Genomic DNA, 20,948 nt, shown 5'->3' with positions numbered 1-20,948 from the left:
TCGCCCATCGATATTCGATTTGACACGAGACGAAATTCCAGCGCTAGTCATGCGGAAAGCGCGCATGATCCTGCGCCCCTGTGAGGCCTGAAAGTGTCCCTAGACAATCTGAACAGTTGGCTCCTCGAACGCCCTGAAATCGAAACCGTTTTTGCCTGTATCTGCGACCTCAACGGGACGATGCGGGGTAAACGCCTGCCCGTTGAACAGGCGGCGAAAATTCTTGGCGGCGGCTTGCGCATGCCCTTGTCCATTTTGAGTGTCGACGTCTGGGGCGAGGATGTCGAGGGCAGCGAGCTCGTATTCGAAACCGGTGATTCCGACGGGATTTGCGATTTCACCGGCCGGCCAATCGTTCTCATCAACTGGACCAACCGGCCATCGGCACTGGCCTTGATGTGGATGCTGGAAGAAGACGGAACCCCTTTCGCCGGCGATCCGCGCCGGGCCTTGGCAAATGTGGTCGACCGATACAAGCAGCGCGGCCTCACGCCCGTGGTCGCGACCGAGTTGGAATTCTACCTCTACGACCCCAGCGGCACGCAACCGCAGCCGCCGTGTTCGCCGATCACGGAGAAAAGGCTCGGTTCAGACGGCGCCCTGTCCCTCGACGAATTGCAGCATTTCGACGAGTTTCTGGACGACGTATACGATGCCTGCGCCGAACAGGATATCCCTGCCGACGCGGCGATTTCCGAGAACGGCGCCGGTCAGTTCGAAATCAATATGGTGCATGTCGACGACGCCCTGAAGGCGGCGGATGACGCCGTCCTCTTCAAGCGTCTGGTCCGGGGTATCGCCCGCAAGCACGGTCTGGCCGCCACCTTCATGGCCAAGCCTTACGGCGAGCGGTCAGGCAGCGGCTTTCACGTTCATTTCTCGTTACAGGACGAGACCGGTCGTAACCTGTTCGATAATGGCGGAGATGAAGGATCGCCGCTTTTGTTGAACGCGGTCGCCGGTCTGTTGGCGACCATGCAGGAAAACACCCTGACTTTCGCGCCGCATGAGAACTCGTACCGCCGGCTTCTGCCCGGGGCCCATGCGCCGACCAGCGTCGCCTGGGGTTATGAGAACCGCACTGCCGCTATCCGAATTCCGGGCGGCAATCCGAAAGCGCGGCGGATCGAACACCGCGTTGCCGGAGCGGATGCGAATCCTTATCTGGTGGTGGCGAGTATATTGGGCGGGGCACTGGTCGGGATCGAGGCCGGAATGGAGCCGGCCGCACCGATCAGCGGCGATGCCTATAATATGAAGCTGGACCATCTGCCCCTTGATTGGGCGACCGCGATCGAAGCTTTCCGCCGCGGCAGTAACGTTCCGCAGATTTTCTCAAAGCGTCTGCAAACGATGCTTGTCGAAAGCAAGATGCAGGAACTCAAGCGTTTCGCCCGCCAGGTTACCGATTTCGAATATGACACTTACCTAGAGGTCGTTTGATGAACGTCCAGGATAGCGCCGGCCCCGGCGTTTCCGCCCATGCGCCCAGCTACTACGCAGCCAGCGCCAACCCGTCACCGGAACGCCCGCCGTTAAAAAACGACATCTCCATCGACATTCTAATTGTCGGCGCCGGTTACAGTGGGCTGTCGACAGGGCTGCATCTGGTCGAGAAAGGCTACAAGGTCGCGATCATTGAAGCGGCCCGTGTCGGTTGGGGTGCGTCCGGCCGTAACGGCGGACAGATCGTCAACGGCCTGAACGCCAGCTTGCAGACGATCAAGAAGCGCTACGGCGCGGATACCGCGAATTTCGTCGCCGGTCTGGTGCAGGAAGGCGGCGAAATCATTCGCGAACGGGTCAAGACCTATGGCATCCAATGCGATTTGAAAGACGGGAACATATTCACCGCCTATACCGGCGCCCATATGCGCGAGTTGGAGGATCGCCTGAAGCTCTGGGCCGGTTACGGCATCAAAAACCAGGAGATGCTCGACAAGCAGCAACTGCGAAAGCATGTCGATACCGACGTCTATGTCGGCGGCGTCATCGATCATTCGGGCGGGCACATGCATCCGCTCAATCTCGCCTTGGGTGAGGCCGCGGCCTTCGAGAAACTGGGCGGGACGATCTATGAGCACACGCCTGCCGTCAGTGTCGACACGGCCGCTGCAAAGCCCGTCGTCAAAACAGCCTATGGGTCGATCACCTGCAATACGCTGGTATTGTGCGGCAATGCGTATCTGGGCCATGTCGTGCCCACGCTGACGCCGAGGGTCATGCCGGTATCCACCCAGATCATCGCGACCGAACCGCTGGGCGAGGAACAGGCCCGTCAGCTGATACCGACGGATATCTGTGTCGAGGACGTGCGCTACATCCTCGACTACTACCGTCTGTCTGCCGACAAACGACTGCTGTTCGGCGGCGGCCTGGTTTACGGCGGGACCGATCCGAGCGATATCAAGGCCCGCCTGCTGCCCAACATGATCAAGGTGTTCCCGCAGTTGCGCGGCTCCAAGATCGACTATGCATGGAGCGGCAACTTCGCGCTTTCCTTCAGCCGAGTGCCGCAAATGGGCCGGATCGGCAATAACACCTATTTCGCACATGGCTATAGCGGACACGGCGTCACAGGCTCTCATACCTTCGGAAAAATCCTGTCGGAAGCCATCGACGGGGATCGGTCCAGGTTCGACGTATTCGAGAAAGTCCCGTGGTTCCCCTTCCCCGGTGGACGAATGTTCCGGGTTCCTTATTCGGTCGCAGGGTCATGGTGGTATGCCTTGCGGGACAAGATTGGCGTCTGACCTTTTGCGGAACCGCGGTCAGGTCAGGGCTTCGGCGATCTGGAAGCCGCCTTCCGACTTCGATCGCCGCTTGGCCTCGTACATCAGTTCATCGGCCATCGCGATCAAGGCATCGGTTTCCATCGCGCTTTCCGGATTGACCTGAACAAGGCCGGAACTGAAGGAAATGTCATGTCCGACCATTTTCCGAAAGGCTTGTTCCAATCGCGTCATGACCAACCGAGCCCCCGTGAGATCGGCACGCGGTAGAACCAGACAAAACTCATCCCCACCATACCGGGCCGCAACATCCACGACTCTCGTGACGCTGGAGAGAGCGGAACTGACATCGCGAAGGACCGCGTCCCCTTCATCATGGCCATAGCTGTCGTTCACGGCCTTGAATCCGTTCAGGTCCATGAAGGCGAGACTTAGCGGCAGTTTGTACCGCTGCGCCGTATTGATTTCATGGTGCAGGACGTCCTGCAGGGCCTCCCGGTTGGCAAGTCCGGTCAAGCTGTCACGGGTGGCGACGTCATGCAGATGCCCGGAAAGCATCTCGGTCGCGATCCCCCGTTCGCCGGCGTATTTTTCAACTTCGCTGCGCGCCACCGCCATGTCCAAAAGATAGGCGTCGACATAGCTCTCCGAAACCAGATAGGTGTCGAACAGCAGGATTTTGCGAAGAGCTTCACGAATGTCAGCGGCCATGACATCACCGAACGCCTGCACGATTTCATCGCGTAGAATATCCTGCAGGAGATTCATCGAGTTCATATAGGCCTTGGGCGATACACCTATGCGCTTGTGAACACGCCCGATCCGCAGGCGGTTGTTTACATATTCTTCGTCATACCGGCCGCTGAACAGGTCCGTGATGTAACCGCGCATAACGGTTTTCAACCGGGCCAAGGTATCCGCGTCGCCGATGATGACGGCGATTTCCGACTGCGATAACTGGACATCGTAGAACTTGCCGATGATGCGATCGAGGTTCTCGCCGATCATGTCGGATGCCGAGATGAGGCTCGCCCGGCTGCTTTCGGAAAAATCCAAGGAATGCAGCCGACGCAAAATGCCGCGTTCCGTCATCCCCATCTGTTCGAAAAGTCGTTTATCTGTAGCGAGTACCATATTATCGATTTTTTCCGGGCCGTCCCTCCGGTCAGCATACCCGGTCCATCGTCGTTCGACTTCGGCCAGAGAGCCTTAGAACATTATGGTGCCTGAAATTTACGGTTTCGAGAACTACGAAATTCACCGTCACAACGTCCGGTCCGATCACTCCGCTACGCAATCGGCAAAGTAGTGTATTTGACCGTCTTCCCCGACTTCCTGCACAAGGCCGTGGATATCGACCTCAAAGCCAGGGCATTCACGGGCGAAATCCCGATTGAACTGCAGGTATTCCACAATTTTACGGTTGAACACCTCGCCGGGGATCAAGAGAGGAATTCCCGGCGGGTAGGGCGTGACGAGGCTGGTCGTAATACGCCCTTCAAGTGCATCGACCGGTACCCGCTGCGTTGTACGCCGGGCAATGTGGGAAAATGCCTCGCTCGGCGTCATGGCCGGCGTCAGGTCGCTCAGATAGGTATCCGTGGAAAGGACGGCCACACCGTATTTTGCGTAAAGTTCATGGACATACTGGCATAGGTCCCGCAATCCCATTCGTTCGTAGCGCGGTTGCTTGGCGCAGAATTCCGGCATGCTGCGCCACATCGGCTGGTTCTTCGCGTAGTCGTCCTTGAACTGCTGCAGAGCGGTCAGCAACGTATTCCAGCGACCCTTGGTGATGCCGATCGTGAACATGATGAAAAAGCTGTAAAGGCCGGTTTTTTCGACCACCACCCCATGTTCCGCCAGGTATTTCGTCACGATGGAAGCGGGAATGCCCCAATCGTCGAACCGCCCGTCGAGATTCAAACCCGGTGTAACGATCGTCGCCTTGATCGGGTCCAGCATGTTGAAGCCCGGCGCCATGTCGCCGAAGCCATGCCAGGAATCCGCCCCATCCGAAGCCTGGACACCGTCCGCATCCGTCTTCTTCAGAACCCAGTCTACGGTCCGCCCGATGCCTTCATCGACAAGATCGGCCGGCCCCCAGACCTGGAACCACCACTCGTCCGGACCGAATTCTTCGTCGACCTTACGCATCGCGCGGCGGAAATTGAGCGCCTCGGCGATGCTCTCCTCCACCAGCGCGGTTCCTCCCGGCGGCTCCATCATTGCGGCGGCCACATCACAACTCGCGATGATGCTGTATTGGGGGCTTGTGCTGGTGTGCATCAGATAGGCTTCGTTGAACAGGTGCCGATCCAGCTTGGCTTCCTGAGAGTCCTGGACCAGCACGTGGCTCGCCTGACTGATTCCAGCCAACAGCTTATGGACCGATTGCGTAGCATAGGTGATCGATTGTTTCGTCCGTTCGCGTTTGCGGCCCATGGCATGATAGGTGCCGTAGAACGGATGGAAGGCCGCATGCGGCAGCCAAGCTTCATCGAAATGCAGGTTGTCGACGTAGCCGTCCAGCATCCCCTTGATGGTTTCCGTATTGTACAGCACCCCGTCATATGTGGACTGAGTCAGCGTCATGATCCTGGGTTTGACCGCGTCCGCGTCAACGCCTTGGAGCAAGGGGTTTGCCCGGATTTTCGCCTTGATCGTCTCGACCTCGAATTCGGATTGCGGGATCGGTCCGATGATTCCGTGATGGTTGCGTGTCGGTTTCAGGAATACCGGGATCGCACCGGTCATGATGATCGAATGCAGGATCGACTTGTGACAATTGCGATCCACCACGACCACGTCGCCCGGCGCGACCGTATGATGCCAGACCATCTTGTTCGAGGTCGACGTCCCATTGGTCACGAAATAGCAGTGATCGGCATTGAAGATCCGGGCCGCGTTGCGTTCGGACGCACCGATCGCGCCGTTGTGGTCCAGTAATTGACCGAGTTCTTCCACCGCGTTGCAGACATCGGCCCGCAGCATGTTCTCGCCATAAAACTGATGGTACATCTGCCCGATCGGGCTTTTCAGGAAAGCGACGCCGCCGGAATGTCCGGGGCAGTGCCAGGAATAGGAACCGTCCTCCGCGTAATCCAGCAGCGCCTTGAAGAACGGCGGCTGGATCCCCTCCAGATAGCTCTTGGCCTCACGAATGATATGGCGTGCCACGAATTCCGGCGTATCCTCGAACATGTGGATGAAACCGTGCAGTTCGCGAAGGATATCGTTCGGAATATGGCGGCTGGTCTTGGTCTCGCCATAAATATAGATCGGCACGTCCGCGTTCTTCCAACGCACTTCCTCGATGAAGGTCCGCAGGTTTAGTACCGCCGGATCGAGATCCGGCCCCGGGGTGAATTCCTCGTCGTCGATGGACAGTACGAAGGCGCTGGCGCGTGACTGCTGCTGCGCGAATTGCGACAGGTCGCCGTAACTGGTCACACCGAGGACTTCGAACTCTTCATTTTCAATGGCTTGAGCGATTGCCCGGATACCCGACCCGGATGAGTTTTCGGATCGGAAATCTTCATCGATGATGACGATCGGAAAGCGGAACTTCATGAAAATGTCCTAGCGGGAAGAGTGTTGGATCAACACGGCCATAACGGTTTTCCGAACATACGAAGCCGCGCATGTTCGCCGAAGGTTATAGTAGGTCTCAGACGGAAATCGATCACTTTCCTCATGGGGCCGATTGCTCCCCCTCTTACTGCTGAAATTGAGATCGACCAGGCATGTGCCAAGACGGCGGCTCAGTGCATGCCCCCCGTGGCCCCGCCGTCGATGGCGATCTGAACTCCTTGAATATGCCGCGAAGCCGGCGAGCATAGGAACGCAACGGCGTTCGCCACGTCCTCAGGTTGCCCCAGTCGGCGGATCCCGGCGCCGCTGACATTGCGTTCCCGCGCTTCCTCAACGGAAATGCCTTCGTTTTTCGCCTGCTGTTCCAGCAACATCTGCATCCGGTCCGACACCGTCATGCCGGGATGCACGATATTGACGTTCACATCGTCCTTCAGCCCCTGTTTGGACAAGGATTTCGTGAAATGGGCGAGCGCGGCATTGACCGCCCCGCCGACCATGAAGCCCGCCCCGGGGGTATAGGCAGCCGCACCGCCAACATTGACCACGGCTCCCCTGGCTGCCTTCAGAGCCGGCCACAGAAGCCTTGTAAGGCGCACCGCCCCATGGAACTTCAAATCGAACCCATCCAGCCAATCAGAATCCGGCTGATCCGGGAACACACCGGCCTTGGTATCGCCCGCACAGTTGACCAGGATATCGACCTGGTCGAAACGGTCGCCGATCGCGGCCGCGGCCTCCTCACAGCCTGAGAGGGTCTTCAGGTCCACCGCATGGTAGGCCGCCGCGCATCCGTGCGCTGCTTCGATCTCGGTGGCTGCCGCGGCCAAGGCTCCGTCCGACCGGGCCAAGAGAAAAACATCACAGCCTTCCGCGGCAAGCCGATCCGCGATGGCACGGCCGATCCCTTTGCTTGCACCGGTGACGACGGCCTTTTTTCCCGTCAGTGTCTTTTCCTGCACCCCTATTCCTCCCATCGTTTATCGGTTCGGCTATTCATCAGCCGATACACCGCCATATACATAGATCACATGCCCCGGACTGTAACGGCCGACCGAACGAAAGGCACTTTAAGCGCAATGCCGCTCAGCTTGGTGGTGAGCGATCACCCGAACAAGCTCTGATCTAACACCCTCACCCCATTTGCGGTATTCTGAACATTATCAGTCACAGAATTCCCGGGAGGATACGAGATGACGAATACCGGCATGGCGGAATTCGAAGCGCGCGTCGGGGCGGAGGGATACAAGGTCGTACCGCGCGAGTTGGGCCCGAACGAGGGGCTCGGCGATCACACCCATGATTTCGATGCCTGGGGTCTGGTCACGTCCGGGGAGTTCCACATCACAATCGACGGGAAGACGACGATCTATGGCACCGGGGACGAGTTCAAGCTCCCGGCGGGTTGCCTGCATAGCGAAAAATCGGGCCCGGCGGGCGTTACCTTTCTGGCAGGACGGCGGCAAAACCCGTAGGCATTCCTCCGGTCGTCCGGCATCAGCACCAGCGGTCCGGCATTTCCGCCTTTTGCTTTGCCACGAAAAACCGCGCGCGCCTGGCGCTTCCGTTTTCCGTCTTGGGCCATTTGGTTATCGTCAAACGAAAGGCCCTGCATGGTACGGTGCAACGCGCCGATATGGTCAAGATCCATGACGTATTTTTCGAAACTGGTCACTATTCCGCCTTCGAGCCAGCCCGCCGCATACATCTCAAGATTGATGTGCTCTTTGTTCCGAAGCAATTCGTAGACGGGAACGGCGCACTACTGGCCGACTGGCTGCGCGGCAAGCTCACCTGTAAAAGGTTCGGCGAGGCGCTGCGTCAAACCATGGGCGCCTGCGGCCAGTTGATTTGGCTGACATTCGGGTCGACCGCATTGATCGTCGTCTAAAACCTGCTTCAACTGATAACCTTGGCTATCGTCATCATGTTTCCGGATATCGCCCTCTGGCTGCCGAGCGTGGTCACACCATGATCTGAGCCCTTGCCGGAAGCAGCCCGGACCAGTTCAACCGTTGGCACACAGATGCGCTCGGAACAGAAACGTGGTGTAGTAATCCAACCTCGTTTGCCTGTTCGAAAACGAGATCGGGAACCTTTTTGCATCCAATGCATCTAAAGGAGAGTACGGATCCGACGTTCACCCGGGATGCTGAGGCAAGACATATGAAAATGGAACCGGCGGCAAGGGCGCCTGCCGATATGCTCAATGATGAAACAGACCTTGATTTAGCGAAGCGTATTATCGAAGGCGACACTCATGCCTTCGAGCTTCTTATGCGCCGATGCAATCAGCGTCTCTACCGCATCGCGATTTCCGTCGTGAGGGACCGCAGCGAGGCCGAGGATGTCGTTCAGGAAACCTATGTAAAGGCGTATGCCAAGATGAGCAGCTTTCACGGCCCCAACTCAATTCTGGCTTGGCTGTCCAGGATAGCCATGAATGAAGCACTCGGTCGTCTTCGCAAACATCGGGCAACCGTCTCACTGGAGACGGACGGCTCCCTTCCCCTGGATCAAAATACAGCCTTCTCGCGTGGCGACCAGTCACTTCCACCCGACACGATCACGCCTGAGACACTCGCTTCCAGCGCCGAACTGCGACAGCGGTTGGAAGACGCAGTCCTCGACCTTCCTTCGGATTTCCGGACGGTATTCATACTGCGCGAAATCGATGGCCTCAGCACGGAAGACACCGCTTATACCCTTTCGATTCCTGAGGCGACGGTGAAAACCCGGCTCCACCGCGCGCGGCGCTTGATGCAGGAACATCTCGGCAGCGCGGTTGATCCCCTCCTGCCAGTTGCATTCCAGATTGCGGGCGCGCGATGCGACCGAATTGTCGCATCGGTCTTGCAGAGACTGGAGCGCGTCAAACCGCACAACCAACAGCAACGAAGGATCGGACAACATAATTAGGGGCACGCGGAACTAGCCGCCCCCGGGAACCTTTCGGGCCTTCAATCGTCAACACCCTGAAGCCGCACAAAATGGTGCGGCGCGCTGGACGAAACCGATGTTCGGCGCCGGAACCATCCCCGTATCAGGAGTGAGAAATGAAATCTGAATTCCCCTCAACTTTCTTGGACCGCCGTATCGACCGACGTCATCTGGTCCGTTCATTCGGCGCGGCGACACTTTCCGGTGCGACCGTAGCGCTGATGGCCGGGAAAGACAGCCTGGCCGCAGCGCAGACAAACAGTGCGGAGGCGGTCGAAACGGATATCCGCATTTTGAATACCGCTCTCGGTGCCGAATTGGAGGCTGTCGCCGCCTATCAACTTGGCGCCGAAAGCGGGTTGCTGCGCGCGCCAAGTCTCGACCTTGCAGTTCAATTTCAAGGGCACCACAAGGAACATGCGGAGGCACTTTCAGCTACCGTGGAAAAATTGGGTGGGTCCGCAATCTCTTCCAAATCGCAATATGACTTCCCGACCGACGAACTGACGTCGGAGCAGGACGTTCTGCGCTTTGCCGCAAGTCTAGAAAAAGGCGCGGTGAGCGCCTATCTCGGCGCTGTGCCGCTATTCGCCGACAGGGAACTATCCAGGGTCTCGGCATCAATTCTCGGTGACGAGGCGATGCATTGGGCGGTCCTGCGCCAAGCACTCGGGGAAGAACCGGTACCCGGCGCTTTCCTATCCTGAAACCCTGTTTTGCCGCCACGCGCCACGTTTCCAAACGTGGCGCGTCCAATTTCGTCGTGACGCAGTTTTTTGGGCGTCACGAATGCATGGATGCGAAGAATGTTCAGGAAAATTCTGCTGATAAGTGGCTTTCTATGTCTTGCTGCGCCGTCCGGATTCGCCAATGAGGCGGAGGATTTGAAACGCGGAGCAGCCTTATACACTCGATGCCAAGGATGTCATTCCCTCGAGAGAAACAGGGTCGGCCCCCTGCATTGTGATATCCTTGGGCGTAAAGCCGGTTCAATCGACGATTTCCCCTATTCAAAATCAATGCGCGAGTCGGGGATTATCTGGACCGAGGAAACCCTGGATAGGTTTCTCGAAGCCCCTCTGGACTTTCTACCTGGAACGACCATGGGCTATGCAGGGATCAAGAACGTCAATGATCGCAGGGCTCTGATTCTCTTTTTAGCCTCGGCAACATCCAATTCAGCCAATTGCAGATAGACCTTTGGATACGCGATTGTGCATCGAGAAACCGTCTCAAAAAAATCCCCGGGAAAAGTCCCGGGGATCTCGGATGGCCGCAGCAGAATAGCGCGTTGTCTGGTTCAGACTGCGGAACCGGTCTGTTTCCGTCGCAATAGACCGAACGCCGCGAGGGCTGTCGCCAGCATCACGAACGGCAACGGCAATGGCACAGGCGCGACCGCACCTGCTACACCCGACAGATACCAGCCGCTCTCACCGACGCCCTGCCCCATGACGGAGCGAAGCGCGAAAGTCTGGCCGATGATCGGTTCAAAAACCTCAAAATCCTTGTCATTCAGGGCCCCGGCTTGAAGGACCGAACCGAGAACGCCGCTACTGAAATCGTATAACTCCCAGCCGCCGCAATTGTTGCTGCTGCTGTCGCAAGCATGATGGTCGCCGCCGGCGAAATCGAAACCAGCCAAACTTACCGTTTGGTTGAAATCCAAAATAAGGAACTGATTGAACCCGAGTCCGGCGTTGACCTGCTCTTCGGACGTGCTTTCGCTATGCGGATAAACACCGATACCATGATGGTGGCGATTGCTGTCGTTCCAAATGTCTTCGATGATCCGAACCGGCGAGGTAATGCTGGAACCGAAATCAACCGCCCCCGTCACCGTCAATCCTAGGCCGCTGACAAAATTGCCATTGCTTCGCAGTGCCTCACCGAAAACCAAATCGTTGTTCGGGGAACTGCTCTTAACGTCATAACCGCTATTCGGCGTGGGACCGTTAGTCGGCAGATGCCGGTTACCGTAACGATCGCCCGGATTGTCTGCGGGACTCCGCACGCCATTGAAGTTGTAAAACCAACTATCGGTTAGCGAGGAATGACCAGTAAAACCGGTATTGAGGCCTGCAAGACTGACCGCTGTTGCGCCGGCCGTTCCTGCAAACCCCACCAGGATTGCACCGGCCGCGGCGAGAACCGCTAATTTTTTCATTGTTTCCCCCTTGTCGCGGTATTGAGGGAGAATCCTGAGATGCATGTACCATGCAGTTCCGGAATTTTCCCAAACTGCCGCAGCTTTAACACAATATTATGCAACAATTGTCGACAGATCTCGCTACCGTGCCGCCAAAATGCAAATACACATTCACATTATGCCGGCACTGACAAAAACCGTTGACCAACGTCGCGGCCGCCGCAACTCAGCGCGCCAACGATAAGACATCCTGGTCGAGGTGGACGGTCGCGATTGTCCGACCGCAATGACTTCCCCTTTTGAGGGGGCGCCATTGTATTCGATCAATGGAACATGTCGGGCTGTGTCACGGACAATTGTTCGTAGATCGGCTGAAAGTGGAGCCAGCCGATATAGTCGCTTCCGACATGCTCTCGGCTGTACCGGGCAGATTGCTCCGGAACGAAAGTGGGTTTGATTCCGGTCTGTTCGATCATCAATTGCTGCTGACAGCAGCGCTCCAGCGCGATGAACCAGAAGGCGGCGGAGTCGATGCTGTGGCGGCTCGCGGTCAGCAGCCCGTGGTTCTGGTGGATCGCCGCCTTCACCCCCTTGAACGCCGAAGCGACTTTCGGTCCTGCGTCGTCTTCCACCGCAACATGCCCGGCCTCTTCCGCGATCACGACATGGTCCTCGAAAAAGGCGCAGGCGTCCTGGCTGATCGGGTCGAGCGGCCGACCGAGCGACGCGAACGCCGTTCCGTACAAAGTATGCGCATGGCACATCGCGAGGATATCGGGATGCTCTTCATGAACGGCGCCATGCAGAATGAAACCCGCCTGGTTGACCGCATAATCCCCTTCGATCACCTTGCCCTTGTGATCTACCAGGATCAGGTTGGATAGGTTCACCTGATCGAAATGCACCGCCATCGGATTGGTCCAATAGAGCTCGGGATGTTCCGGATCACGGATCGTCAGGTGTCCGGCAAAACCATAGTCGAATTTTTGTTGGGCGAATGCCCTGCAGGCCGCAACCAGCCGCTTCTTACGATCGAGACGGATTTCCTCGTTTGAATTCAGCTTCGGTTCTTCCGGAAATTTCAGGCCCTCCTGGGAGGGCTGATAGACGGAAACCCGGTTTCCAAGATCGATCATTTGTTTCTTCCCTATGTGTTGTCGGTCCGTATTCGGCCGATGAGCGTTATTCCATCGAGAATTTCTCGATCAGCATTTCCGTCGCCAAGGCGACATGATCTTTGGCACGCTTTTCCGCCTCGTCCGGCGCGCCGGCGATGATGGCTTCCAGGATGCCCCGGTGCTGTTCCCATATCGTTTCCGGCTGCGGCGTCTCCCGCAATCGATCACCCATGGCGCGGCGCAGATAGCGCCAATGCGGTTCCGCGCTTTTCGCCATCAATGGATTGCCGGAAATCTCGTAGACGAAAAAATGAAAGGCGCTTTCCTCACGGATCTGGTTGCCCACGCTGCCGCTGCGCACCGCCTTCAACCCTCGCGCGACGATATCCAACCCCCGTTTTTCGAAATCCCGAGACAGGTCGGGATTACAGACGACGCGCTCGGCCGCCAAGCGCGCGGCCAAACCGTCCAACGCGCCGCGCAGTTGATAGTGATGCCGCATTGCCGGCAGGTCGAGCGACGCGACCTGCATGCCGCGCTTTCCGACTTCCTCGATCAGGCCATCCGCCTTCAACAGCGCAATCGCCTGTTGAACCGGCTGTCGGGAAACACCGAACCGCTCCGCCAGTCGTTCCTGCACCAGATGCGCACCGGCCGGCAGAACGCCGTCGCAAATTTCATCGACAACCAATTGATAGACCTGATCGGTCAGGTTCGGCACCGCCCGTATGACGCTCAAGACAAACATCCCAACAAAAGTTCGCACTCTGAATTCTGAATTCAGTAATATAAAAACTCCGACTGATCAATCACATTTGTTTGGAAATGGCATCGCTTGACCCCGGGCAGTACGGGGCCACAAACTGCATCAACGGCTCAGGAAAAGAAGGTCGAAAGTATGAATGATCGAAGGCACCAATCGCCGCAGCAAAGCAATCGTTTTACCCACCGCGAGCGAACGTTTTCGTTGGCAGGAGACGTCCTGATGGCGTGGACGCCTGCCCCATGAGTAAAGTGGCAGTCATCAAATCATCTCCGCCCCGGCGTAAGACGCGCGAGGAAAAAGCGCGCGCGACCCACCGACTGCTGCTTGAAGCAGCCGCGGATGTCGTCGGAAGCGACGGCTATGCCGAGGCATCGATCGCAAAGATCACCAAGCTGGCGGGTGTGGCCCAAGGAACCTTCTATAACTATTTCCACTCTCGCCAGGACATCCTGGACAAGCTGCTTCCTTACATGGGGCGGCAGATGCTGGACCATATCGCGCAATCCCTGCCCCGTGACATGACCGGCCCCGCGCGCGAGGAAGCGCGGTTGAGAGCATTCTTCGACTATCTCGACCTGCACCCCGGCTTCTACCGCATCCTGTATGAAGCGGAGGTATTCGCACCGAAAGCCCATAAGGAACATTTCAGGGTGCTGGTGGAAGGCTATCGGAACGGCCTGAACCGCGCGGCGGCGCGCGGCGAAATCAACGGTTTCGACAAGGACGAGTTTGAAGCCGTGATCTACGTCTTACTAGCGGCACGGTCCTATCTAGCCATGCGTTACGCCCGCGATGAACATGGTCATGCCGGACCGGTGCCGGAGCATGTCATCAAGGCCTATATGAAGATCCTGACATCCGGCCTCTTCTCGTAGAACGGCCTTAGCGGTCGCGCACCCCGCCATACGGATGCCAGGTTCCGGCACAGAAGAACCCCGCATCGACCGGCATGGCGATACCCGTGATCGCCGACGCCTCATCCGAGGCAAGAAATGCTACTGCTTTTGCGATTTCCTCCGGCTCCACCATGCGGCCGAGCGTTGAGTTCGCCTCCAGCAGGGCAGGATCGCGGTTTCCCTTGTCGATCTGGTCCTGCAACGCGGGCGTCCGCGTGTAGCCCGGCTCCACCGTGTTGACGCGCACGCCTGCACGCCCCCACTCCGCCGCAAGCCCCATGGTCAGATTGGTTACCGCCGCCTTGGTCGGCGCATAAGCATGCAGCGGCACCGAACGCTCGGCGGTCACCGAGCTGATCGTCACGATCGAACCGCGGCGTCTTTTCACCATCAGGCCGCCATAGGCCCTGGCGGTCAGATAGGTGCCGCGCAGATTGATGGCGACGACATTGTCGTAAAGATCCAACGGCAGGTCTTCCGGCGGCAGCGGCGCCTGCACGATGCCGGCCGATGTGACGAGAATGTCCGTCGGCCCCACCTCACGTTCGCTTCGCTCCGCCAACGCCTCGATGGCTGCGGCATCACGCACGTCGATTCCGTAACCGGCACCGCCGAGCTCGGCGGCGACGTCCAGAGCCCCAGTCTCATTCAGATCCGCGATCACTACTTTTGCGCCGCGTTCAGCCAGCAACCGGGAACAGGCTGCCCCGATCCCGCTGGCCCCACCCGTAACGACCGCGACCCGGCCGTCCAAGCTACCAATTCCGGACATGTTCTTCGCTTCCCCCGTTACTGCGCGGCTTGTCTGTTTGACGGCGCCCCCGCGCCGGAGAAAACGAAACCGCGATACCCCTCCGCCGCAACCTCGTCACAGATTGAACGGTACCGCGCCATGCCACCCGCATAGGGCATGAAGACCTGCGGTTTGCCTGGCACGTTCGCCCCCAGATACCAGGAATGACCGGCTTGCGGCAGTAGTGTGGCATTCGCCGCATCGTTGACGTGATCGACCCAGCCGGCCATCGCCTCCTCCGTCGTTTCAATCCGATCGATGCCGTTCTTTTCCATATGCTCAATGCAGTCCGCCACCCATTCCACATGCTGTTCGATGGCGACCGGCATGTTGCAGAGCACCGAGGGACTGCCGGGCCCGGTGATAGTGAACATGTTAGGGAACCCCGCGACTTGAAGCCCGAGATAGGTGCGCGGTCCCGCCTCCCAGGCTTTCGACAGGGGCATCCCCTCCCGGCCGACGATCCCCAATTTCAACAGGGAACCGGTCATCGCATCGAAGCCGGTGGCGAAAACGATGATGTCGAGGTCGTATTCGGCATCCGTCGTACGGATTCCGGTTTCAGTTATTTCGACGATCGGCGTCTTCCGCAAATCGACCAGACTGACATTGTCGCGGTTATAGGCCTCGAAATAACCGGTATCGATCGGCGGGCGCTTGGTCGCGAAGGGGTGATCTATCGTCGCCAATGTCTCGGCCGTTTGGGGGTCCTCGACGATCTCGCGGATCTTCGACTTCAGGAAATCCGCCGCCGTATCGTTGGCCGCCTTGTCGAGCAGGAGGTCATGAAAGGTGGCACGAAATCTCAGTCCGCCGAACTCCCAGGCTTTCTCATAAATCTCCTGTCTTTCCGCCTCGCCGACGTCGAAAACCTTCCGATCCGCGATCAGAAAAGGATGCCCGTTCGACGAAGCATGCATTGTCTTGCGGATCTCATCGGTATTCTCCTTGGCCCATCGCTTGAAATCGTCGGACAGGGGGCCGTTCTGGGCCGGGATGCTGTAATTTGCCGTGCGCTGAAAGACGGTCAGATGTGCGGCCGTTTCGGCTATGACGGGAACCGCCTGAATGCCGGTCGAACCGGTGCCGATCTGCCCGACCCGTTTGCCGGTGAAATCCACCCCCTCATGCGGCCATTGACCGGTGTGGTACCAATCGCCCTTGAAACTGTCCCGGCCGGGAATATCCGGGACATTCGCGGATGACAGGCAGCCGACGCCGGTGATGAAATATTTGGCGGTGAAAACCTCTCCCGTTTCGGTTTCCACCTGCCAGCGATTGGCCGCCTCGTCATAGCGGGCGGCGGTGACATTCGCGCCAAACTGAATATCGTCCTTGAGCACAAGCTTGTCGGCGACAAAATTGAGGTAGCGTACGATTTCAGGCTGCTGCGGATACCGTTCGGACCACTCCCATTCCTGTAGAATCTCGTCATTGAAGTAATAGCAGTAGGAATGGCTCTCTGAATCGCAGCGTGCACCGGGATACCGGTTCCAGTACCAGGTGCCGCCGACACCGTCGCCGCGCTCCAGAACCCGAACCTTCAATCCCAGCCGATCCCGCAGCAAATGCAGTTGGTAGAGCCCCGTAAACCCGGCGCCGATGATGACGGCGTCATATTGGTTTCCGGTCGATTGCCCCCCGTATCCGATGCCGTTGGTTATCGCTGCCTCGCTCATGGTCGCCCCGCTGCTGATTCACGCCGACCGAAACAATGAACCATGATTCATTTTTTGCAAACGGCTCTACGCTAAACAATCCCGTTCCCCTGGTTCAAGAAATGCGAATTGGAGGGCAATGCCAGATGCGCTAGTGATGGCGACCTGACAATTTTGGAACCAGCCATGCCGACCAGCGTTGAGATCCTCGAGAAACTGATAGCCTTCGACACGGTGAGCCGTACGCCGAACCGGTCCCTGATCGACTATGTGCGCGGTCTGCTGGATCAAGCCGGCATAGAAAGCATCCTGGTCGAGGACGATGCCGGCCATTGCGCGAACTTATACGCAACTGTAGGCGGCTCGGATAGCGGCGGCGTGATGCTTTCCGGCCACACGGATGTGGTGCCGGTGACGGGGCAGGCCTGGACCGTCGATCCCTTCAAAATGACGCAGCGGGACGGAAAACTATACGGACGCGGCACGACCGATATGAAGGGTTTCGTCGCCTGCGCCATCCGCGCCGCTATTGACGCGGCGAACCGCCCACTGGCGACGCCGTTGCATCTGGCACTTTCCTATGACGAGGAGATCGGCTGCGTCGGCGTGCGGCGCCTGCTGGACATGCTGGACGCGGCACCGGTGAAACCAGCCATGTGCATCGTGGGGGAACCGACGGAATTGGTTGTCGCCAACGGGCATAAGGGAAAGACCGCTGCGCGCGCAATCTGCACAGGACTGTCCGTCCATTCCGCCCTCGCGCCGACCGGTGTCAACGCAATCCAGATCGGTGCCGCCTTCATCGAGATGCTGCGCCGGGTTCAGGAAGAGATCGCTGCTTCGGCCGCCAAGGACGATGCCTACGACATCCCCTACACGACCGTCCATGCCGGCATCATCGCCGGCGGCACGGCCTTGAATATCGTTCCCAACGAGTGCCGGATCGATTTCGAGATCCGAAACATTCAATCCGACGATCCCGCCGCGATCCTCCGCCGGATCGAAGAAGAAGCGCAAACAATTGCTCAAAACTTCGGCGAAGGCGCTGGAATCAGCATAGATGTGGTCAACAGCTATCCCGGCTTAGATACGCCGCTGGATGCGGACATAATCCGCTTTGTCCAATCCCTGACGGGCGCAAACAGCACGACCAAGATCGCGTTCGGAACGGAGGGCGGATTGTTCAGCAACCGGTTGGGCATTCCGACCGTGGTCTGCGGACCGGGATCCATGGCGCAGGGACACAAGCCGGACGAATTCATTACCGTCGACCAGATGGCGAAATGCGACCGGATGCTGAATGCTCTGGTGGAAAGGCTAGCGGCCTGACCGGGGGCGCGGCCGAGACCGTCCTTTCAGGAGGCTCATGCCGGGTGCCGCATCCTGGGTGATCCTGGCGCGGCAATGTTCGGCGAACGCGGTAACGATCCGGGATTTGCGGTCGGACGACATCGTGGCCAGACCAAGCGACACGGGCCTGGCATCGTCCCGCAGCGGAACATAGCGCAGCGGTTTTCCGTCGGGCGCGTCCGCGTTCATGCTGGGCACATTCAGCAATCCGTAACCGAACCCATTGGCCACCATCGACCGGACCATGGGCAAATGCGCCGTCCGTTCCAGTACATTGGGCTGCAAGCCGGCCGCCTGGAACAGGGCCATGAAATAGTCGCGACTGGCCGGCAGATCGAGCAGGACCAGCGGTTCTTCGGCAAGCGCCTTCAAACTGACGGACTTCCGTTTCGCATAAGGGTGGTCCGGCGCGAACAAGGCATGCGGCGGCAGAGAAACCAGCGGATCGAACTGCACATCCTGCGGAATTTCGAGGTCGTAGGTCAGCGCCGCATCGATATCGGCCCGCCGGAGCATCCTGATCAAATCGTCCTGATGCGCCTCCACCTGACGGAAATCCACCTCCGGATTGGCATCCTCGAAGCCTTTGCGGATCTCCGGCAAAACAAAGGGAGCGACGGTGACGAGACACCCGACAAAAATCGGCCCACGGACCTGTTCGGAGATATCCGAGGCAACGTCATGCAATGCGGCGCCCCGCTCCAACACCGCCTTCGCCGCCACATAGAAGCGGCGCCCGCCAGGCGTCAGGGACAGACCCTGGGCGTGCTGACGGATGAAGAGTTGGACGCCGAATTCCGTTTCAAGCTGGGAGATCGCCGTTGACAAAGAAGGAGAGGAAACGTTCACCCGCTCCGCCGCTTCGGCAATGCTGCCCGCCTCGCCCACCGCGACGAAGTATTCCAGCTGACGCAGGGTGAAGCGAAGCGGCATTCCTAGCCTTGTTCCCCATGCGCTTTCCGGTCGTGCACATAGTCGTCATAAGCGCGGTACTTGCTCTGCTTGAGGATGTGGTCCGCCAGGTATTTGGCGTCATGCCAAACACCGTAAATGAACGAGGACCCGCGTTGTGACAGCCACGGCAAGCCGAGAAAATAAAGACCGGGCACAACGGAAATACCCCGGCGGTGCCTCGGTTTTCCCTTTTCATCGAATACGTCGAGGTTCAGCCAGCCGTAGTCGAGCGCGTAGCCCGTGGCCCACAGGATCGACGTGATGCCCGCTTCCGAGAGGTCCAATTGCAGGATCGGATCGGTCACACAAGGCGGATCGGCCGCGATCAGACGGGCCTCCGGTTCCTCCGGCAGGTCGAGGCCGTAGCGCTCGACATAGGCATCCGCTTCGTCCAGCACCGACAGATAGTTCCGGTCGCCATAGGCGATGTTGTCCGCCAGATCGTCGGCGATGGTCAGCACACCGTTTTCGTAAGACTGCGTCACACCGAGAAGCGTGATCCCTTCCGACGCCAGACGCCGGAAATCAACCGTTTGCCCGCCGCGCGCGCCGCTGACGGCAATCGTCACATGCTCCGCCCCTTCCTTGGGAACATCCAGGTCCCAGAGCCCAAGAACACCGAGCCACCAGACGTAATCACGGCCGCGATAGGCGCGCGGCGGCCGATCGTGCGGACCGGCGGAAAGATAGACCTTCTTCCCTGCACGGTTCAGTTCGTCGGCGATTTGGACGCCGGAAGAACCGGCCCCGACCACCAGCACCGCGCCTTCGGGCAACTGACCGGGATTGTGATACGTGCTTGAATGAAGCTGCATCTGAACCGCGCCATCCGGTACGATGGCGGGAATAACGGGACGTTGGAACGGGCCCGTTGCAGCCACCACGTTTTCCGCCTCTATGACGCCTTCGGAAGTTTCGGCGCGAAATCCGGTTTTTCCCTCCAGCCGCGCCACGCTGGTCACCTCGACCCCGCAGCGGACAGGCGCGTCGATCTTTTTGGCATAGGCTTCCAAATAGTCCGCCACCTGTTCCTTCGGCGCGAAAGCATCCGGCTCGATACCGGAGAACTCCATCCCCGGGAAGCGATCGTGCCAGGCGGGCCCGTTGGCCACCAGCGAATCCCATCTTTCCGAGCGCCAACGCTCGGCGATGCGGTTCCGTTCCAGAACGACATGGGGGATGCCGCAACTGCTCAAATGTTCACTCATGGCCAAACCTGCCTGGCCGCCGCCGACGACGAGCGTATCTGTCTTCTCTACCGGCATTTCGGACCCCTTCCCACAATCCAGAACGATCATTGCACGGACCACAGCCTAGGAGATACCCGCATCTTCGGAAATTACGAATTCAGTAACCTTTGATTATCGAAAACTTAATCATCTTCTTTCCCATGAACCAACGGCCATCGGGGAAAGAAATAGCTCTTCTGGCGAGGGCGCTGGACCTCCCTGGTTAGGAAATTCCGAAGCAAAGGTGAGAAACTCGGTACTTTGGGAAATGTCCGGCCTGTGGGATAGTGGTCGCGGTCTGTTACCCTGGACCACCGCAACCGCATCCCCCTACTTTGACGGAGACCGAAATGGTCCACACGCGCATCCGCAAGTTCAACACCAAAGACACATATCCGGAACAGAGCCTGGACAACGATCTTTGCCAGGCCGTCGTAACCCATGGCGGCAAAACCGTGTGGCTGCGCGGTCAATGCCCGCAGAATCTTGACGACGCGAAGAACATCGAAAGCCACGATCCCGTCGAACAGACCCATAAGGTCATGCAGAATATCAAGCAGTTGATCGAGGAAGCGGGCGGCAACATGGATCATCTCGTCAAAGTCGTCGTCTATCTGACTGATGTGCGCCACCGGGAGGCCGTCTACCGCACAATGGGTGAATACATAAAGAACGTTCATCCCGTTTCGACCGGCCTTGTCGTACAGGCCCTCGCCCGCCCGGAATGGTTGGTCGAAATCGACGCCACCGCCGTGATCCCGGACTGAGC

21 protein-coding genes are annotated in these 20,948 nt (G+C 58.5%); 10 read left to right on the top strand and 11 right to left on the bottom strand.

What is annotated here, in order from left to right; genetic code table 11:
* Positions 1–93 precede the first annotated feature (93 nt).
* Both ACQK2G_RS03880 and ACQK2G_RS03875 read left to right on the top strand, forming a co-directional pair.
* Positions 94–1,443 carry a glutamine synthetase family protein gene (locus ACQK2G_RS03880; protein WP_425403708.1) on the top strand — a complete coding sequence of 450 codons (1,350 nt, stop codon included), beginning with the start codon at positions 94–96 and terminating at the stop codon, positions 1,441–1,443.
* A complete protein-coding gene (locus ACQK2G_RS03875; RefSeq protein WP_425403707.1) occupies positions 1,443–2,753 on the top strand; it encodes an FAD-binding oxidoreductase in 1,311 nt (436 codons plus the stop codon). Before ACQK2G_RS03880 ends, ACQK2G_RS03875 begins: the two co-directional genes overlap by 1 nt.
* A gap of 18 nt (positions 2,754–2,771) precedes the next feature.
* Here the strand turns inward: ACQK2G_RS03875 and ACQK2G_RS03870 are convergent, their stop codons facing one another.
* The 3 genes from ACQK2G_RS03870 to ACQK2G_RS03860 form a co-directional block, all read right to left on the bottom strand.
* Positions 2,772–3,866 carry a GGDEF domain-containing protein gene (locus ACQK2G_RS03870; protein WP_425403706.1) on the bottom strand — a complete coding sequence of 365 codons (1,095 nt, stop codon included), beginning with the start codon at positions 3,864–3,866 and terminating at the stop codon, positions 2,772–2,774.
* 147 nt (positions 3,867–4,013) lie between these two features.
* Positions 4,014–6,305 carry an Orn/Lys/Arg decarboxylase N-terminal domain-containing protein gene (locus tag ACQK2G_RS03865; protein ID WP_425403705.1) on the bottom strand — a complete coding sequence of 764 codons (2,292 nt, stop codon included), beginning with the start codon at positions 6,303–6,305 and terminating at the stop codon, positions 4,014–4,016.
* A gap of 191 nt (positions 6,306–6,496) precedes the next feature.
* Positions 6,497–7,288 (bottom strand): SDR family NAD(P)-dependent oxidoreductase, encoded by a 792-nt coding sequence (locus ACQK2G_RS03860; protein ID WP_425403704.1) that lies wholly within the window; start codon positions 7,286–7,288, stop codon positions 6,497–6,499.
* A gap of 231 nt (positions 7,289–7,519) precedes the next feature.
* Between ACQK2G_RS03860 and ACQK2G_RS03855 the strand changes: the two genes are divergently transcribed.
* Entirely contained in the window at positions 7,520–7,801 is a 282-nt protein-coding gene (locus tag ACQK2G_RS03855) for a cupin domain-containing protein (RefSeq protein WP_425403703.1), read from the top strand.
* Here the strand turns inward: ACQK2G_RS03855 and ACQK2G_RS03850 are convergent.
* Complete coding sequence (locus ACQK2G_RS03850; RefSeq protein WP_425403702.1) at positions 7,696–8,001, bottom strand: trimethylamine methyltransferase family protein; 306 nt, start codon at positions 7,999–8,001, stop codon at positions 7,696–7,698. The two genes, ACQK2G_RS03855 and ACQK2G_RS03850, sit on opposite strands and share 106 nt — an antisense overlap.
* Between ACQK2G_RS03850 and ACQK2G_RS03845 the strand changes: the two genes are divergently transcribed.
* The 4 genes from ACQK2G_RS03845 (at position 7,903) to ACQK2G_RS03830 (ending at position 10,462) form a co-directional block, all read left to right on the top strand.
* Positions 7,903–8,217, top strand: a complete 315-nt coding sequence (locus ACQK2G_RS03845) for a hypothetical protein (protein ID WP_425407698.1) — start codon at positions 7,903–7,905, stop codon at positions 8,215–8,217. The genes ACQK2G_RS03850 and ACQK2G_RS03845 overlap by 99 nt on opposite strands.
* Positions 8,218–8,492: 275 nt before the next feature.
* A complete protein-coding gene (locus ACQK2G_RS03840) occupies positions 8,493–9,245 on the top strand; it encodes an RNA polymerase sigma factor (RefSeq protein ID WP_425403701.1) in 753 nt (250 codons plus the stop codon).
* A 137-nt stretch (positions 9,246–9,382) separates the two neighbouring features.
* The gene (locus tag ACQK2G_RS03835) at positions 9,383–9,973 is read left to right on the top strand and encodes a ferritin-like domain-containing protein (protein WP_425403700.1); all 591 of its coding nucleotides are present in this window, start codon (positions 9,383–9,385) and stop codon (positions 9,971–9,973) included.
* 90 nt (positions 9,974–10,063) lie between these two features.
* Positions 10,064–10,462 carry a c-type cytochrome gene (locus ACQK2G_RS03830; RefSeq protein ID WP_425403699.1) on the top strand — a complete coding sequence of 133 codons (399 nt, stop codon included), beginning with the start codon at positions 10,064–10,066 and terminating at the stop codon, positions 10,460–10,462.
* A gap of 104 nt (positions 10,463–10,566) precedes the next feature.
* On the opposite strand, the gene ACQK2G_RS03825 is transcribed toward ACQK2G_RS03830, so the two are convergent.
* From ACQK2G_RS03825 to ACQK2G_RS03815, 3 genes are all read right to left on the bottom strand, one after another.
* On the bottom strand, positions 10,567–11,433 hold the full coding sequence (locus ACQK2G_RS03825; protein ID WP_425403698.1) for a hypothetical protein: 867 nt from the start codon (positions 11,431–11,433) through the stop codon (positions 10,567–10,569).
* A gap of 305 nt (positions 11,434–11,738) precedes the next feature.
* On the bottom strand, positions 11,739–12,551 hold the full coding sequence (locus ACQK2G_RS03820; protein WP_425403697.1) for a class II aldolase/adducin family protein: 813 nt from the start codon (positions 12,549–12,551) through the stop codon (positions 11,739–11,741).
* Positions 12,552–12,597: 46 nt separating this feature from the next.
* Positions 12,598–13,272 (bottom strand): GntR family transcriptional regulator, encoded by a 675-nt coding sequence (locus ACQK2G_RS03815; RefSeq protein WP_425403696.1) that lies wholly within the window; start codon positions 13,270–13,272, stop codon positions 12,598–12,600.
* A gap of 266 nt (positions 13,273–13,538) precedes the next feature.
* Here ACQK2G_RS03815 and ACQK2G_RS03810 point away from each other — a divergent pair, with 266 nt between their 5' ends.
* Complete coding sequence (locus ACQK2G_RS03810) at positions 13,539–14,174, top strand: TetR/AcrR family transcriptional regulator (RefSeq protein WP_425403695.1); 636 nt, start codon at positions 13,539–13,541, stop codon at positions 14,172–14,174.
* A 7-nt stretch (positions 14,175–14,181) separates the two neighbouring features.
* Here the strand turns inward: ACQK2G_RS03810 and ACQK2G_RS03805 are convergent, their stop codons facing one another.
* Together ACQK2G_RS03805 and ACQK2G_RS03800 are read right to left on the bottom strand one after the other, a co-directional pair.
* The gene (locus tag ACQK2G_RS03805) at positions 14,182–14,967 is read right to left on the bottom strand and encodes an SDR family NAD(P)-dependent oxidoreductase (RefSeq protein WP_425403694.1); all 786 of its coding nucleotides are present in this window, start codon (positions 14,965–14,967) and stop codon (positions 14,182–14,184) included.
* 17 nt (positions 14,968–14,984) lie between these two features.
* Positions 14,985–16,667, bottom strand: coding sequence for a flavin-containing monooxygenase (locus ACQK2G_RS03800; RefSeq protein ID WP_425403693.1), 1,683 nt, complete (start codon positions 16,665–16,667; stop codon positions 14,985–14,987).
* 165 nt (positions 16,668–16,832) lie between these two features.
* On the opposite strand from ACQK2G_RS03800, the gene argE reads away from it, so the two are divergent.
* Positions 16,833–17,975 carry an acetylornithine deacetylase gene (argE, locus tag ACQK2G_RS03795; protein WP_425403692.1) on the top strand — a complete coding sequence of 381 codons (1,143 nt, stop codon included), beginning with the start codon at positions 16,833–16,835 and terminating at the stop codon, positions 17,973–17,975.
* Here the strand turns inward: argE and ACQK2G_RS03790 are convergent.
* Complete coding sequence (locus tag ACQK2G_RS03790) at positions 17,964–18,929, bottom strand: LysR family transcriptional regulator (protein ID WP_425403691.1); 966 nt, start codon at positions 18,927–18,929, stop codon at positions 17,964–17,966. The two genes, argE and ACQK2G_RS03790, sit on opposite strands and share 12 nt — an antisense overlap.
* Positions 18,930–18,931: 2 nt before the next feature.
* Positions 18,932–20,215 (bottom strand): flavin-containing monooxygenase, encoded by a 1,284-nt coding sequence (locus ACQK2G_RS03785; RefSeq protein WP_425403690.1) that lies wholly within the window; start codon positions 20,213–20,215, stop codon positions 18,932–18,934.
* A gap of 314 nt (positions 20,216–20,529) precedes the next feature.
* Between ACQK2G_RS03785 and ACQK2G_RS03780 the strand changes: the two genes are divergently transcribed.
* Complete coding sequence (locus tag ACQK2G_RS03780; protein WP_425403689.1) at positions 20,530–20,946, top strand: RidA family protein; 417 nt, start codon at positions 20,530–20,532, stop codon at positions 20,944–20,946.
* Positions 20,947–20,948: the final 2 nt, after the last annotated feature.

This window comes from Hwanghaeella sp. (genome assembly GCF_965227365.1).
In the GTDB taxonomy this organism is placed as follows: Bacteria; Pseudomonadota; Alphaproteobacteria; order UBA8366; family Aestuariispiraceae; genus Hwanghaeella.
This window is presented reverse-complemented; position numbering and strand designations above follow the sequence as displayed.

What these genes read in the sequence shown, in the direction of transcription:
- ACQK2G_RS03875 (WP_425403707.1), top strand. Translation starts at nt 1,443, where the DNA reads ATGAACGTCCAGGATAGCGCCGGCCCCGGCGTTTCCGCCCATGCGCCC.
- ACQK2G_RS03870 (WP_425403706.1), bottom strand. Translation starts at nt 3,866, where the DNA reads ATGGTACTCGCTACAGATAAACGACTTTTCGAACAGATGGGGATGACG.
- ACQK2G_RS03865 (WP_425403705.1), bottom strand. Translation starts at nt 6,305, where the DNA reads ATGAAGTTCCGCTTTCCGATCGTCATCATCGATGAAGATTTCCGATCC.
- ACQK2G_RS03855 (WP_425403703.1), top strand. Translation starts at nt 7,520, where the DNA reads ATGACGAATACCGGCATGGCGGAATTCGAAGCGCGCGTCGGGGCGGAG.
- ACQK2G_RS03840 (WP_425403701.1), top strand. Translation starts at nt 8,493, where the DNA reads ATGAAAATGGAACCGGCGGCAAGGGCGCCTGCCGATATGCTCAATGAT.
- ACQK2G_RS03835 (WP_425403700.1), top strand. Translation starts at nt 9,383, where the DNA reads ATGAAATCTGAATTCCCCTCAACTTTCTTGGACCGCCGTATCGACCGA.
- ACQK2G_RS03830 (WP_425403699.1), top strand. Translation starts at nt 10,064, where the DNA reads ATGCGAAGAATGTTCAGGAAAATTCTGCTGATAAGTGGCTTTCTATGT.
- ACQK2G_RS03825 (WP_425403698.1), bottom strand. Translation starts at nt 11,433, where the DNA reads ATGAAAAAATTAGCGGTTCTCGCCGCGGCCGGTGCAATCCTGGTGGGG.
- ACQK2G_RS03820 (WP_425403697.1), bottom strand. Translation starts at nt 12,551, where the DNA reads ATGATCGATCTTGGAAACCGGGTTTCCGTCTATCAGCCCTCCCAGGAG.
- ACQK2G_RS03810 (WP_425403695.1), top strand. Translation starts at nt 13,539, where the DNA reads ATGAGTAAAGTGGCAGTCATCAAATCATCTCCGCCCCGGCGTAAGACG.
- ACQK2G_RS03805 (WP_425403694.1), bottom strand. Translation starts at nt 14,967, where the DNA reads ATGTCCGGAATTGGTAGCTTGGACGGCCGGGTCGCGGTCGTTACGGGT.
- ACQK2G_RS03800 (WP_425403693.1), bottom strand. Translation starts at nt 16,667, where the DNA reads ATGAGCGAGGCAGCGATAACCAACGGCATCGGATACGGGGGGCAATCG.
- argE (WP_425403692.1), top strand. Translation starts at nt 16,833, where the DNA reads ATGCCGACCAGCGTTGAGATCCTCGAGAAACTGATAGCCTTCGACACG.
- ACQK2G_RS03790 (WP_425403691.1), bottom strand. Translation starts at nt 18,929, where the DNA reads ATGCCGCTTCGCTTCACCCTGCGTCAGCTGGAATACTTCGTCGCGGTG.
- ACQK2G_RS03785 (WP_425403690.1), bottom strand. Translation starts at nt 20,215, where the DNA reads ATGCCGGTAGAGAAGACAGATACGCTCGTCGTCGGCGGCGGCCAGGCA.
- ACQK2G_RS03780 (WP_425403689.1), top strand. Translation starts at nt 20,530, where the DNA reads ATGGTCCACACGCGCATCCGCAAGTTCAACACCAAAGACACATATCCG.